The organism is Bacillus sp. ZY-1-1 (assembly GCF_003047165.1).
Classification (GTDB): domain Bacteria; phylum Bacillota; class Bacilli; order Bacillales; family Bacillaceae; genus Bacillus; species Bacillus velezensis.
The window spans coordinates 1208298-1221310 of sequence record NZ_CP027061.1; the positions used below are offsets into that span (position 1 = coordinate 1208298).

At 47.2% G+C, this 13013-nt stretch carries 13 protein-coding genes and 1 riboswitch; of the genes, 12 read left to right on the top strand and 1 reads right to left on the bottom strand.

All coding sequences use genetic code 11. From position 1 onward, the window contains the following. The first annotated feature begins 33 nt into the window (after nucleotides 1-33). The 4 genes from C5I45_RS06345 to C5I45_RS06365 all read left to right on the top strand — a co-directional run bounded on the left by C5I45_RS06345 (nucleotide 34) and on the right by C5I45_RS06365 (nucleotide 5502). On the top strand, nucleotides 34-1524 hold the full coding sequence (locus C5I45_RS06345; RefSeq protein WP_107994278.1) for an alpha-N-arabinofuranosidase: 1491 nt from the start codon (nucleotides 34-36) through the stop codon (nucleotides 1522-1524). 152 nt (nucleotides 1525-1676) lie between these two features. Then, complete coding sequence (gene trxA / locus C5I45_RS06350; RefSeq protein WP_003152560.1) at nucleotides 1677-1991, top strand: thioredoxin; 315 nt, start codon at nucleotides 1677-1679, stop codon at nucleotides 1989-1991. A 142-nt stretch (nucleotides 1992-2133) separates the two neighbouring features. Next, nucleotides 2134-3906 carry an excinuclease ABC subunit UvrC gene (gene uvrC, locus C5I45_RS06355; RefSeq protein WP_107994279.1) on the top strand — a complete coding sequence of 591 codons (1773 nt, stop codon included), beginning with the start codon at nucleotides 2134-2136 and terminating at the stop codon, nucleotides 3904-3906. A gap of 61 nt (nucleotides 3907-3967) precedes the next feature. Continuing rightward, nucleotides 3968-4147, top strand: a riboswitch (Lysine riboswitch). A 125-nt stretch (nucleotides 4148-4272) separates the two neighbouring features. Next, nucleotides 4273-5502 carry an aspartate kinase gene (locus C5I45_RS06365; RefSeq protein ID WP_043867329.1) on the top strand — a complete coding sequence of 410 codons (1230 nt, stop codon included), beginning with the start codon at nucleotides 4273-4275 and terminating at the stop codon, nucleotides 5500-5502. A gap of 46 nt (nucleotides 5503-5548) precedes the next feature. On the opposite strand, the gene C5I45_RS06370 is transcribed toward C5I45_RS06365, so the two are convergent. After that, complete coding sequence (locus C5I45_RS06370; protein WP_003152568.1) at nucleotides 5549-5995, bottom strand: YslB family protein; 447 nt, start codon at nucleotides 5993-5995, stop codon at nucleotides 5549-5551. 296 nt (nucleotides 5996-6291) lie between these two features. On the opposite strand from C5I45_RS06370, the gene sdhC reads away from it, so the two are divergent. The 8 genes from sdhC (at nucleotide 6292) to C5I45_RS06410 (ending at nucleotide 12943) form a co-directional block, all read left to right on the top strand. Beyond that, nucleotides 6292-6900, top strand: a complete 609-nt coding sequence (gene sdhC / locus C5I45_RS06375) for a succinate dehydrogenase cytochrome B558 (protein WP_003152571.1) — start codon at nucleotides 6292-6294, stop codon at nucleotides 6898-6900. Between the two features lie 33 nt (nucleotides 6901-6933). Next, entirely contained in the window at nucleotides 6934-8694 is a 1761-nt protein-coding gene (sdhA, locus tag C5I45_RS06380; protein WP_003152573.1) for a succinate dehydrogenase flavoprotein subunit, read from the top strand. Between the two features lie 2 nt (nucleotides 8695-8696). Next, on the top strand, nucleotides 8697-9455 hold the full coding sequence (sdhB, locus tag C5I45_RS06385) for a succinate dehydrogenase iron-sulfur subunit (RefSeq protein WP_003152575.1): 759 nt from the start codon (nucleotides 8697-8699) through the stop codon (nucleotides 9453-9455). 59 nt (nucleotides 9456-9514) lie between these two features. Then, a complete protein-coding gene (locus tag C5I45_RS06390; protein ID WP_107994280.1) occupies nucleotides 9515-9952 on the top strand; it encodes an acyl-CoA thioesterase in 438 nt (145 codons plus the stop codon). 120 nt (nucleotides 9953-10072) lie between these two features. Next, nucleotides 10073-10297 carry a spore germination transcription factor GerE gene (gene gerE / locus C5I45_RS06395; RefSeq protein ID WP_003152579.1) on the top strand — a complete coding sequence of 75 codons (225 nt, stop codon included), beginning with the start codon at nucleotides 10073-10075 and terminating at the stop codon, nucleotides 10295-10297. A gap of 186 nt (nucleotides 10298-10483) precedes the next feature. Next, the gene (locus C5I45_RS06400) at nucleotides 10484-10924 is read left to right on the top strand and encodes a MarR family winged helix-turn-helix transcriptional regulator (protein ID WP_107994281.1); all 441 of its coding nucleotides are present in this window, start codon (nucleotides 10484-10486) and stop codon (nucleotides 10922-10924) included. 7 nt (nucleotides 10925-10931) lie between these two features. After that, nucleotides 10932-11750: a glutamate racemase gene (gene racE / locus C5I45_RS06405; protein ID WP_012118125.1), complete on the top strand. Its 819-nt coding sequence runs from the start codon at nucleotides 10932-10934 to the stop codon at nucleotides 11748-11750. Nucleotides 11751-11857: 107 nt separating this feature from the next. After that, complete coding sequence (locus C5I45_RS06410) at nucleotides 11858-12943, top strand: GerMN domain-containing protein (RefSeq protein ID WP_003152582.1); 1086 nt, start codon at nucleotides 11858-11860, stop codon at nucleotides 12941-12943. The last annotated feature ends 70 nt before the right edge of the window (nucleotides 12944-13013 follow it).

The following is a 13013-nucleotide window of genomic DNA, read 5'->3' on the forward strand; positions in this document are numbered from 1 at the left end:
TTCATTCTTATTAAGGGGAAGGAATGATCAAGTTTGTCTCACAATACGGCAGTCATTCAAACTGATATCACACGGGGAACCATTAATAAAAACATATACGGACATTTCGCGGAACACCTGGGAAGAGGCATATATGAGGGCATCTGGGTCGGAAAAGATTCCGATATTCCGAATACCGGAGGGGTCAGGACGGATGTCGCCGCCGCCCTCAAGCAGCTTCAGATTCCCGTCCTCAGATGGCCGGGCGGCTGTTTTGCTGATGAATACCATTGGGCAAACGGCGTAGGGAAACGCAAAACAATGCTGAATACCCATTGGGGCGGGACGATTGATTCTAATGAATTCGGCACGCACGAGTTTATGATGCTTTGTGAACTGCTCGGATGCGAACCGTACATCGCCGGAAACGTCGGCAGCGGAACGGTTAAAGAAATGGCTGATTGGATTGAATACATGACGTTTGAAGCGGGCACGCCGATGTCCGACTGGAGAAAAGAAAACGGGCGGGAAAAACCGTGGAAGCTGAAATATTTCGGAATAGGAAATGAGAACTGGGGCTGCGGCGGAAACATGCATCCTGAGTATTATGCTGACCTTTACAGAAACTTCCAATCCTATGTCCGTAATTACAGCGGTAATGAAATCTATAAAATTGCCGGCGGCGCGAATGTCGACGATTACCGCTGGACTGAAACTTTAATGAAAAAAGCCGCGGATCTCATAGACGGACTGAGCCTGCATTATTACACAATACCGGGCGACTTCTGGAAGGGGAAAGGATCAGCGACGGAGTTTACGGAAGATGAATGGTTCATCACGATGAAAAAAGCGGCGCATATGGATGAATTGATCACAAGGCACAGCGCCATCATGGATCAGTACGATCCCGAAAAAAGAGTCGGGCTGATCATTGATGAATGGGGCACGTGGCTTGATCCTGAGCCGGGCACAAATCCGGGCTTTCTGTATCAGCAGAATACGATCCGCGACGCCCTTGTCGCCGCCGCGCATTTTCACATTTTTCATCAGCACGCAGACCGCGTACAGATGGCCAATATCGCGCAAACCGTCAACGTGCTTCAGGCAATGATCCTGACAGAAGGGAAAGAAATGCTGTTGACGCCGACGTATCATGTGTTCGATATGTTTAAGGTGCACCAGGACGCATCTCTTTTGGCGGCAGAAACAAATGCAGCCGGGTACGAATGGAATGACGGCCGGCTCCCGCAAGTCAGCATTTCAGCGTCCAAACAGCAAAACGGAGACATACATATCAGCATTTGCAATATCGATCATCTGCACAAAGCTGACGTGAAGATTGAACTGCGGGGCATGAAAAAGACAGGGACGCCTTCGGGAACGATTCTGCACGCGGAAAAAATGAATGCCCACAATACATTCAGCAGTCCGGAAAACGTCAAACCGAAGCCGTTTTCCGGGTTTGCTCAAAAGGGAGGAAAACTTGAGGCGGAGCTTCCTCCGATGGCGATTGTATTAATCACGCTGCCTGCAGGTCCATCTTAAGTTTTGAACGCCCGCCGCCCGGTTATAATACACTGTATAAATAAGATTATTTCCGGCGGGTTCGGGGGAAAATAATATAAGCATTAAATTAGCATGAACGAATGGGAGATGCTATACTAAAAATCATCATTTGACAATTGGAGGAATAACAAATGGCTATCGTAAAAGCAACTGATCAATCGTTCTCAGCTGAAACAAGTGAAGGTGTCGTATTGGCTGATTTCTGGGCTCCTTGGTGCGGACCTTGTAAAATGATCGCGCCCGTTCTTGAAGAGCTTGATCAAGAAATGGGAGACAAACTGAAAATCGTCAAAATCGACGTGGATGAAAACCAAGAAACTGCCGGTAAATACGGCGTCATGAGCATCCCGACACTTCTCGTGCTAAAAGACGGAGAAGTCGTTGAAACATCTGTCGGCTTCAAACCGAAAGAAGCTCTTGAAGAGCTTGTAAACAAACATCTGTAAGCCGAAAGCTTCCGTTACGGCAGGGCGATTCCTTTGAAAGGGGTCGCCTTTTTTTGATCTTCCAAAAGCTGAGAATGGAGAAAAACAAATGTTCGTGATACACTGAATGGACACGAGAAATGAATGTAAGGAAGGGTAACGTATGGATAAACAACTGAAAGAAAAGCTGGCCCTCCTTCCCGATCAGCCGGGCTGTTATTTAATGAAAGACCGTCAGAAAACAGTCATCTACGTGGGGAAAGCGAAAGTCTTGAAAAACAGGGTGCGGTCTTATTTCACCGGTTCTCACGACGCGAAAACCCAACGGCTGGTGACGGAGATTGAGGACTTTGAATATATCGTGACTTCCTCCAATCTTGAAGCGCTTATTTTGGAAATGAATCTGATTAAAAAATACGATCCGAAATACAATGTCATGCTGAAAGATGATAAAACCTATCCCTTTATTAAAATCACCCATGAACGTCATCCTCGGCTGATTGTCACCCGGAATGTCAAAAAAGACAAGGGACGCTATTTCGGCCCGTATCCGAATGTGCAGGCGGCGCGGGAAACGAAAAAACTGCTGGACCGCCTTTACCCGCTCAGGAAATGCTCAAAGCTTCCGGACCGCGTCTGTCTTTATTATCATCTCGGCCAATGCCTCGCCCCATGTGTAAAGGATATATCTGAGGAGACAAACCGCGAGATTGTTGAAGACATCACCCGTTTTTTAAAGGGAGGGCATAACGAAATCAAAAAAGAGCTTGAAGCGAAAATGGCAGAAGCGGCCGAAAAGCTTGAATTTGAACGGGCTAAAGAATTCCGCGACCAGCTTGCTCACATCGAATCGACGATGGAGAAGCAGAAAATGACCATGAATGACCTTCTGGACCGCGATGTGTTTGCATATGCCTACGATAAAGGCTGGATGTGCGTTCAAGTCTTTTTTATACGCCAAGGAAAACTGATCGAACGCGATGTCAGCATGTTTCCGATGTATCAGGAAGCGGATGAAGAGTTTCTGACCTTCATCGGCCAGTTCTATTCCAAAAACAATCACTTTCTGCCTAAGGAAATTCTGGTGCCTGACAGCGTTGACAGGGACATGATCGGCGAGCTGTTGGAAACCGCCGTGCATCAGCCGAAAAAAGGTCCGAAAAAAGAGCTGCTTTTGCTTGCGCACAAAAATGCGAAAATCGCCCTGCGGGAAAAATTCTCGTTAATCGAGCGGGATGAGGAACGGTCAATCGGTGCAGCCGAACGGCTCGGCGAAGCACTGAATATTTACACGCCGCATCGGATTGAAGCGTTTGACAACTCCAATATTCAAGGCACAAACCCCGTATCGGCCATGATTGTCTTTATTGACGGAAAACCGAATAAAAAGGAATATCGCAAATATAAAATTAAAACCGTAACAGGGCCGGACGATTACGGCTCAATGAGGGAAGTCGTCAGAAGAAGATACACGAGGGTGCTCCGCGAAAATCTTCCGCTGCCGGATTTAATCATCATTGACGGCGGAAAAGGGCAGATTAACGCGGCGCGCGACGTGCTCGAGAATGAGCTCGGCCTTGATGTCCCGGTAGCGGGACTGGCGAAAGATGATAAACACCGGACATCGAACCTTTTGATCGGCGACCCGCTTGAACCGGTGTTTCTGGAGCGGAACAGCCAAGAGTTTTACCTGCTTCAGCGCATTCAGGACGAAGTTCACCGTTTTGCGATCAGCTTTCACAGACAGATCCGGGGAAAAAGCGTCTTTCAATCCGTTCTGGATGATATCCCCGGAATCGGCGAAAAACGCAAAAAAATGCTCTTAAAACATTTCGGATCTGTCAAAAAGATGAAGAAAGCAAGCCTTGACGATATCAAAAAAGCCGGTGTGCCGGCCGCGGCGGCCCAGCTGCTGTTTGAAAAATTAAAAAAATAGTATTGTGCTTTTCTGAAAAATCTGCTAGAATGTGAACTAATTTCATAAGATCGTGTTATATGGTGAAGATAGAGGTGCGAACTTCAATAGTAAGCCTTTGGAGAATGATGGATTCTGCGAAAAAGGCTGAAAGGGGAGCGTCGCCGAAGTGTATCACATCCCATCGGTGTGATTTGCTGGCCTTGCATTAAATAAATGTAAGGCTGTCAAGAATTCATTTTCTTGGAGGGCTATCTCGTTGTTCATAATCAATCGTACTGATATGAAAAAGCAATGAGAGCTATTCCTCTCATTGCTTTTTTTATTGTGGACAAAACGCTCTTTTCTCCTCACCCGCACGAACCAAAATGTAAAGGGTGGTCTAGTATGGGTCTTATCGTACAAAAATTCGGAGGCACTTCCGTCGGCTCTGCCGAAAAAATTCAAAATGCCGCAAATCGCGCCATTGCTGAAAAGCAAAAAGGCCATGATGTCGTAGTCGTCGTTTCGGCAATGGGAAAATCAACCGACGCGCTCGTTAACCTCGCGGCTGAAATCACATCTGAACCAAGCAGACGCGAGATGGATATGCTTTTGTCTACGGGGGAGCAGGTCACGATTTCGCTTTTGGCCATGGCGCTTCAGGAAAAAGGATATGACGCCGTCTCTTATACGGGCTGGCAGGCGGGTGTCCGCACGGAAGCCGTTCACGGCAATGCGAGAATTACGGATATTGATATCACGGCGATTCGTTCGCAGCTTGCAGAAGGCAGGATTACAGTCGTTGCCGGTTTTCAGGGCGTAACGGAAGACGGCGGCATCACGACGCTCGGACGGGGCGGTTCCGATACGACGGCGGTCGCTCTTTCAGCAGCGCTGGAAGCGGATAAATGCGACATTTATACAGATGTTCCGGGCGTATTTACGACAGATCCGCGGTATGTCCGGTCAGCGAGAAAACTGGCGGGGATTTCTTATGATGAAATGCTGGAACTTGCAAATCTCGGAGCGGGTGTTCTTCACCCGCGGGCGGTTGAGTTCGCGAAAAACTACCAAGTGCCTTTAGAAGTGCGGTCAAGCACGGAACATGAAGCCGGAACATTAATTGAGGAGGAATCATCAATGGAGCAGAATTTAATCGTCAGAGGAATTGCATTTGAAGACCAGATCACGAGGGTGTCCGTCACTGGCCTTGCAAGCGGATTGACAACACTTTCAACAATCTTCACCGCGCTGGCAAAACGAAACATCAACGTTGACATCATTATTCAGACACAGTCGGATGATGGGGAAGCGGATATTTCTTTCTCAGTGAAAACGGAAGATGCCGCCCAAACGGTCGCCGTACTTGAAGAATATAAAAACGCGCTTAACTATGAAAAAATTGAAACCGAAAGAAAACTGGCGAAAGTCTCCATTGTCGGGTCGGGCATGGTTTCAAATCCCGGCGTCGCCGCGGACATGTTTGCCGTACTGGCGGAAAAAAATGTACAAGTCAAAATGGTAAGCACATCCGAAATAAAAGTATCAGCGGTTGTCAGCGAAAATGATATGGTGAAAGCGGTCGAAGCGCTTCATGACGCGTTTGAGCTTTCTAAACAGCCGTCTGCCGTATAAACGGGCAGGCAAAAAGGCGGGACTTTTGAGTCACCGCCTTTTTCAATTATACAGGGTCCTTCATATCCCATTTTACGGTCAGGACGACTTTATCCGCTCTCTTTTTTACCTGTTCATAAGATTCTGCAATCTGATCGTTCATCAATTGAATCTGTTCGGCTATAAAACCGGCTTCAAGCTGGAAACAAGGCTCTTTCTGATGTTTGAGCCTGCTGGACACGAGCGGTCCTTCCAGTTCGAATTCCAATTCTTGTTTTTTTGATCCTGCGTTTGTCAAAGTTCCCCAGCCGGCTTTTTCAAAAAAGGCGGGGATTTCTTCCCACGATTGAAGAGGAAATTTGCGGGCGAGGCGTTTTCCCGCCCAATACATCATCGATGAATGATCCGGGCCGAGGATATCCGGAAGCACGATTTCCCGGATTAATTCGTAGCCGTATGCGCTGACGTCGAGTTCAGTTAAAGGTTCTAAAGCTGCTTCATAATTATTCTTCATATTATGTATTCCCCTCTCTCCTTCGTTTATTATAGCTTAAACAGGGGGGAGGATTACAGGATGATCCTATAAAACACGCGAAAAAATGTGAGAAAGATATCGCAGGAAAATAAAATTTTCCCTCCAGATAATCAATTCCGAAAATTATAATTTATGTACACGTTTTCTTGACGCCCTTTTGAGGGAGGAGTAAAATGAAATTGTCAATAAATTTTAATAAAGTGCTTACAATTGAAACGAAGTGGGGGCAGAGATTTTAGTACATTTCGCACTTAAATCAAACAGGGGGTAAAGTAATGTCTGGGAACAGAGAGTTTTATTTTCGAAGATTGCATTCCTTGCTCGGTGTTATTCCGGTCGGCATCTTTTTGATCCAGCATTTAGTCGTCAACCAATTTGCCGCAAGGGGAGCGGATGCGTTTAACAAGGCGGCCGGCTTTATGGACAGTCTGCCGTTCAGGTATGCGTTAGAAATTTTTATTATTTTCTTACCTTTAATTTATCATGCGGTTTACGGTGTGTACATAGCATTTACTGCGAAAAACAACGCTGGCCACTACAGTTATTTCAGAAACTGGATGTTTGTGCTTCAGCGTGTCACTGGTATTCTCACCCTTATTTTCGTCAGCTGGCATGTGTGGCAGACGCGGATTGCCGCGCAGATGGGCGCTGAAGTCAACTTCGATATGATGGCGAATATTCTGAGCTCGCCGTTTATGCTCGGTTTTTACATTGTAGGCGTTTTATCGGTCATTTTCCACTTTTCAAACGGCTTATGGTCTTTTGCGGTCACATGGGGGATCACGGTTACGCCGCGTTCTCAAAGAATTTCGACTTACGTGACGCTGATTATATTTTTAGCGCTTTCATACGTAGGTTTAAAAGCGATTTTTGCGTTTGTGTAAGAGAACTAGATTACTAGAGGGAGAGGGGCTATCATGAGTCAATCAAGCATTATCGTAGTCGGCGGGGGTCTAGCCGGCCTCATGGCGACAATTAAAGCAGCGGAATCAGGCACGGCCGTTAAATTGTTTTCCATCGTTCCGGTCAAACGCTCTCACTCGGTCTGCGCGCAGGGCGGGATAAACGGAGCTGTCAACACAAAAGGGGAAGGAGACTCTCCGTTTGAGCATTTTGATGACACGGTATACGGAGGCGACTTTTTGGCAAACCAGCCTCCTGTAAAAGCGATGTGTGAAGCGGCGCCGTCCATTATCCACTTATTGGACCGCATGGGGGTTATGTTTAACAGAACGCCGGAAGGGCTCTTGGACTTCCGCCGTTTCGGGGGTACACAGCATCACAGAACCGCTTACGCGGGAGCGACGACGGGTCAGCAGCTTCTTTACGCACTGGACGAGCAGGTGCGCAGATATGAAGTGGCGGGTCTCGTCACAAAATACGAAGGCTGGGAATTCCTCGGCGCCGTTCTTGACGATGAGCGCACGTGCCGCGGTATCGTAGCCCAAAATCTGACCAATATGCAAATCGAGTCATTCCGTTCTGACGCCGTTATTATGGCGACGGGAGGACCCGGAATCGTATTCGGAAAATCAACAAACAGCATGATCAATACGGGATCTGCCGCATCAATCGTCTATCAGCAGGGCGCTTATTATGCAAACGGCGAATTTATCCAAATTCACCCGACAGCAATCCCGGGGGACGATAAACTGCGTCTGATGAGTGAATCGGCGCGCGGCGAGGGCGGAAGAGTCTGGACGTACAAAGACGGAAAACCTTGGTACTTCCTCGAGGAAAAATATCCGGCTTACGGAAACCTCGTGCCGCGGGATATTGCGACACGTGAAATCTTTGACGTGTGCGTGAATCAGAAACTCGGCATCAACGGAGAAAACATGGTGTATCTCGATCTGTCGCACAAAGATCCGAAAGAGCTTGACGTTAAGCTTGGCGGCATTATCGAAATCTATGAAAAATTCATGGGCGATGACCCGCGCAAGCTTCCGATGAAAATTTTCCCTGCCGTTCACTATTCGATGGGCGGACTGTGGGTTGATTATGATCAGATGACAAGCATCCGCGGACTGTTCGCAGCGGGTGAATGTGACTATTCAATGCACGGAGGAAACCGTTTAGGGGCGAACTCTCTGCTTTCCGCCATCTACGGAGGAATGGTGGCCGGACCGAATGCGGTGAAATATGTTTCCGGACTTGAAACATCAGCGGAAGACCTGTCTTCTTCATTATTTGATTCCTATGTGAAAAAAGAAGAAGAAAAATGGGCCGATATCATGAAGATGGACGGCGACGAAAATGCCTACGTGCTTCACCGTGAGCTCGGAGAATGGATGACGGCCAACGTCACGGTGGTCCGCCACAACGACAAGCTTTTGAAAACGGATGACAAAATCCAAGAGCTGATGGAACGCTTTAAGAAAATCAATATCAACGATACGACAAAATGGAGCAACCAAGGGGCGATGTTCACCCGCCAGTTCTCCAATATGCTTCAGCTTGCCAGAGTCATCACGCTCGGCGCATATAACCGAAATGAAAGCCGGGGAGCGCACTATAAACCGGATTTCCCTGAAAGAAATGACGATGAGTGGCTCAAAACGACGATGGCTAAACATGCCGGTCCGTTTGAAGCTCCGGAATTTGAATATCAGGATGTCGATGTATCACTGATTGCGCCCCGTAAACGCGACTACTCGAAGAAGAAGGTGGCGAAATAATCATGAGTGAGAAAAAGATACGGTTTATCATTACACGCCAGGATACGCCCGAAAGCGCGCCATACGATGAAGAATTCGAAATCAATTACCGCCCGAATCTGAACGTGATTTCCGCCCTGATGGAAATCCGCAGAAATCCCGTGAATGCAAAAGGAGAGAAAACCACTCCGGTCGCATGGGACATGAACTGTCTTGAAGAAGTATGCGGCGCCTGCTCCATGGTCATCAACGGAAGACCGCGCCAGTCGTGTACGGCGCTGATTGATAAGCTGGAACAGCCGATCCGTCTGAAGCCGATGAAAACATTCCCGGTTGTCCGTGACCTTCAGGTTGACCGCAGCAGAATGTTTGATTCACTGAAAAAAGTGAAAGCATGGGTGCCGATTGACGGAACTTACGATTTGGGGCCGGGGCCGAGAATGCCGGAAAAACGCCGCCAGTGGGCATATGAATTGTCTAAATGCATGACATGCGGCGTCTGCCTTGAAGCCTGCCCGAACGTCAACAGCAAGTCGAAATTCATGGGGCCTGCCCCGATGTCACAAGTGCGTCTGTTTAATGCCCATCCGACGGGCGCGATGAACAAAGCAGAACGTTTAGAAGCTTTAATGACAGACGGCGGCCTCGGAGATTGCGGGAATTCACAAAACTGTGTTCAATCCTGCCCGAAAGGCATTCCGCTTACGACTTCAATCGCTGCTTTGAACAGAGATACCAATTTACAAGCATTCCGTAATTTCTTCGGAAGCGACAGAGTATAAGAAAGAGAAAAAGAGCCTCTTCCGCACGGGAGAGGTTTTTTTATAAGGAGCTGAAGGTGATGAAACAACCGCAATATATTGATATCCCGTTTGAAGAATGGAGACAGTCGTTTTCTTTCTTTACTGAAGTATCGGTTCGTTTTTCAGAAACGGATATGTTCGGCCATATGAATAATGTAACCCCTTTCATCTATTTTGAAGAAGCACGGATCGCTTATTTTAAACAGCAGGGCATGACGGCGCAAAACTCGGAAACGATGACGGTCGTCGCAAGCCAGCAGTGCGACTATATGCGTCAGGTGATGCCGTATGAAAATCTGCGGATTTATGTGAAAGCAATCGCTGCCGGAAATGCGTCCGTCACCCTTCATTACCTTGGAGAAAATGAGTCGGGCCTGCCGTGCTTTACAGGTTCCGTCGTTATGGTTCAAGTGTCGAAAAAAAGCGGCAAAGCGGTCAGCTGGACGGAGCGGGAGAAAGGCATTCTGCTCGCCTGAACGGATAACTATTTCTCTAAGAGACGTCACCTCCGAAGCGCCCTTTACATATGATATCTTGACTATATAAACCCATTCGTTTCAGATTCGCTCTCACCTTAGCAAGGAGGGTTACAATACTTGAAGGAGAAAGATTTTCAATCAAAGCCGCTGCTGACCAAAAGAGAAAGAGAAGTATTCGAATTGCTCGTTCAAGACAAGACAACAAAGGAAATTGCAAGCGAGCTATTTATCAGTGAAAAAACTGTACGGAATCACATTTCAAATGCCATGCAGAAGTTAGGTGTGAAAGGGCGTTCGCAAGCTGTTGTCGAGCTTCTTAGAATGGGTGAGCTAGAGCTCTGATTCTTGCCGGTTTTCCTTCTTTACGAGAAGGAGCCGGTTATTTGCGTTGGCGCCCGGGCTGATGGGCATGCGGTGAAAATCCCGGTTTTTCCTTTTTCTCCGTCAGTCTTGCATTTTCTTAAAAAAAGAAGGAAAATAGACACGGAGCGCATAGCCCAGAAAGATCCTTGAGTGAGGGATGGACAAATGACATCAAAATCTGTAGAGCATGTTGCGGATATCGAAAAATCACTCCGCCATATCGCTGCGATCATTAAACAAAAAGGAAGAGAAATCCTTAACCAATATGCAATTACACCGCCGCAATTCGTGGGGCTTCAATGGCTTTATGAATTGGGGGATATGACAATAGGCGAATTATCAGGCAAAATGTATTTGGCTTGCAGCACGACGACGGATCTGATAGACCGCATGGAAAAAAATAGGCTTGTCGAGCGGGTCAAAGACCCGGCTGACAGACGGGTCGTCAGAATTCATCTTCTCGCTGAAGGAGAGCGCATTATCCAAGAAGTGATTTTGAAAAGACAGGCTTATTTGCGGGATATGTTTGCGACATTTTCCGAAGAAGAAACAGCCGCTTTCGAAAAATCATTATTGAAACTGCAGCATGAAATGAAAAGAAAATGAGGCGATTTTGTTGGAACAGCCGATAGGAGTCATTGATTCCGGGGTTGGCGGGTTAACCGTTGCTAAGGAAATCATGAGACAGCTACCGAAGGAAAATATCATCTATGTGGGAGATACAAAACGCTGCCCGTACGGCCCGCGTCCTGAAGAAGAAGTTCTTCAATACACGTGGGAAATGACCGATTACCTGCTGGAAAACCACCATATCAAAATGCTCGTGATCGCCTGTAATACGGCCACGGCCATTGCCTTGGAGGATATTCAGCGCAAAACGGATATTCCGGTTGTCGGCGTCATTCAGCCGGGTGCGAGAACGGCGATAAAGGTCACGAAAAACCAGCATATCGGCGTCATCGGCACGGTCAATACCATTAAAAGCAGAGCGTATGAGCAGGCGCTGCTCGGGTTAAACGCAGAACTTCAAGTTGAGAACACGGCTTGTCCGCTGCTCGTGCCGTTTGTGGAAAGCGGACGGTTTCTTCAGGAATCAGCGGAGGAAGCGGTTGAAGCATCGCTTGAACCTTTAAAAGGTACATCAATTGACACCTTGATTTTAGGATGTACGCATTATCCGATTTTAAAAGACCCGATTCAGAATTATATGGGAGAGCATGTGAAAATCATTTCCTCCGGAGACGAGACGGCGAGAGAAGTGAGCACCATCTTGTCTTATAAAGGTTTGTTAAACCAATCGAAACATGCACCGGAGCATCAATTTCTTACAACGGGAGAGCGGAACGGCTTCGCAAAAATTGCCGAAGACTGGTTCGGTCACGAAATCGGCCATGTCGAGTGCATCTCCCTTCAAGAGCCGGTCAGAAAATAAATCAAAAAAACCCCGCTGTTTACAGCGGGTTTTTTTGCGCTTCCCGGTCTATTTCCCGGACAGGGCTCGTATACATCATAGTACAAACAGCCTTAGGAGGGAAAAGTATGCTGAAAAAAGGACCTGCAGTCATTGCTGCAACATGTCTTACTTCGGCTTTTGTATTATCTGGATGCGGTTTATTTCAATCCGATAAAACAGCCGGGGAAATTGACCCGCCTCAAGACATTTCATATGTAAAGGATGAAGCGGGAATTCAGGCAAAACCAAAGCAGTCAGAGAAAAACGGCACTTCTAAAGCCGACCAGCCGGCCAATACAGTCATGCGAGAACTGTATCTGATTGATAAAAACGGCTATGTCGCAGCACAAACACTGCCTCTTCCGAACAGTGAGGGAACCGCAAAGCAGGCCCTTGAGTACTTGGTTCAGGGAGGGCCTGTATCAGAAATCCTGCCGAACGGCTTCAGAGCGGTGCTCCCTGCGGATACGACGGTAAATGTCGATATTAAAAAAGACGGCACTGCCGTCGCTGATTTTTCGAAGGAATTTAAAAACTATAAAAAAGAAGACGAACAAAAAATCCTGCAATCGATTACATGGACGCTTACCCAATTCAGCTCAATAGATAAAGTCAAAATCAGAATCAACGGGCACGAACTGAAAGAAATGCCTGTGGGCGGCACGCCGATTACGGGCGACTTAAGCAGAAAAGACGGGATTAATATTGAAACGGCCGGAGTGAATGATCTGACAGACACCCATCCGCTGACTGTATATTATCTGGCGGAAACAGAGACAAGCGAATACTACGTGCCTGTTACAAAGCGGATTGACAATTCGGAAACAAATGACATCACCGCTGCCGTTGAACAGCTCACCGACGGACCGGGCAAAGCAAGCGGGCTTTTGACGGACTTTAATAACGATGTTAAGCTTCTCAGCAAGCCGAAAGTGAAAGACGGCCAGGTTACACTGGACTTTAACAGCTCTATTTACGGAAGCGCCGACGAAAAAACAAAAATGGTGTCATCGGGCGTACTGGACAGCATCGTTCTCACGTTAACCGAACAGCCGTCGATTAAAAGTGTTTCTATAAAAGTAAACGGAAAATCAGAACTGGTGAATGAAAAAGGAGAATCCCTTTCAAAACCAGTTTCGAGGCCGGCACAAGTGAATACGGGTAGTTTTTAATTTGCGATTTTTGATATACTAGTAAAAAAGAGGTTAGCGTTCCGGCTGCCTCTTTCTTTATTCACAATCC

Bases quoted from the DNA above. Each gene is read 5' to 3' on its own strand.
- C5I45_RS06370 (WP_003152568.1), bottom strand. From the start codon at position 5,995: ATGAAGAATAATTATGAAGCAGCTTTAGAACCTTTAACTGAACTCGAC.
- uvrC (WP_107994279.1), top strand. From the start codon at position 2,134: ATGGATAAACAACTGAAAGAAAAGCTGGCCCTCCTTCCCGATCAGCCG.
- sdhA (WP_003152573.1), top strand. From the start codon at position 6,934: ATGAGTCAATCAAGCATTATCGTAGTCGGCGGGGGTCTAGCCGGCCTC.
- sdhC (WP_003152571.1), top strand. From the start codon at position 6,292: ATGTCTGGGAACAGAGAGTTTTATTTTCGAAGATTGCATTCCTTGCTC.
- trxA (WP_003152560.1), top strand. From the start codon at position 1,677: ATGGCTATCGTAAAAGCAACTGATCAATCGTTCTCAGCTGAAACAAGT.
- C5I45_RS06365 (WP_043867329.1), top strand. From the start codon at position 4,273: ATGGGTCTTATCGTACAAAAATTCGGAGGCACTTCCGTCGGCTCTGCC.
- sdhB (WP_003152575.1), top strand. From the start codon at position 8,697: ATGAGTGAGAAAAAGATACGGTTTATCATTACACGCCAGGATACGCCC.
- C5I45_RS06400 (WP_107994281.1), top strand. From the start codon at position 10,484: ATGACATCAAAATCTGTAGAGCATGTTGCGGATATCGAAAAATCACTC.
- C5I45_RS06390 (WP_107994280.1), top strand. From the start codon at position 9,515: ATGAAACAACCGCAATATATTGATATCCCGTTTGAAGAATGGAGACAG.
- C5I45_RS06410 (WP_003152582.1), top strand. From the start codon at position 11,858: ATGCTGAAAAAAGGACCTGCAGTCATTGCTGCAACATGTCTTACTTCG.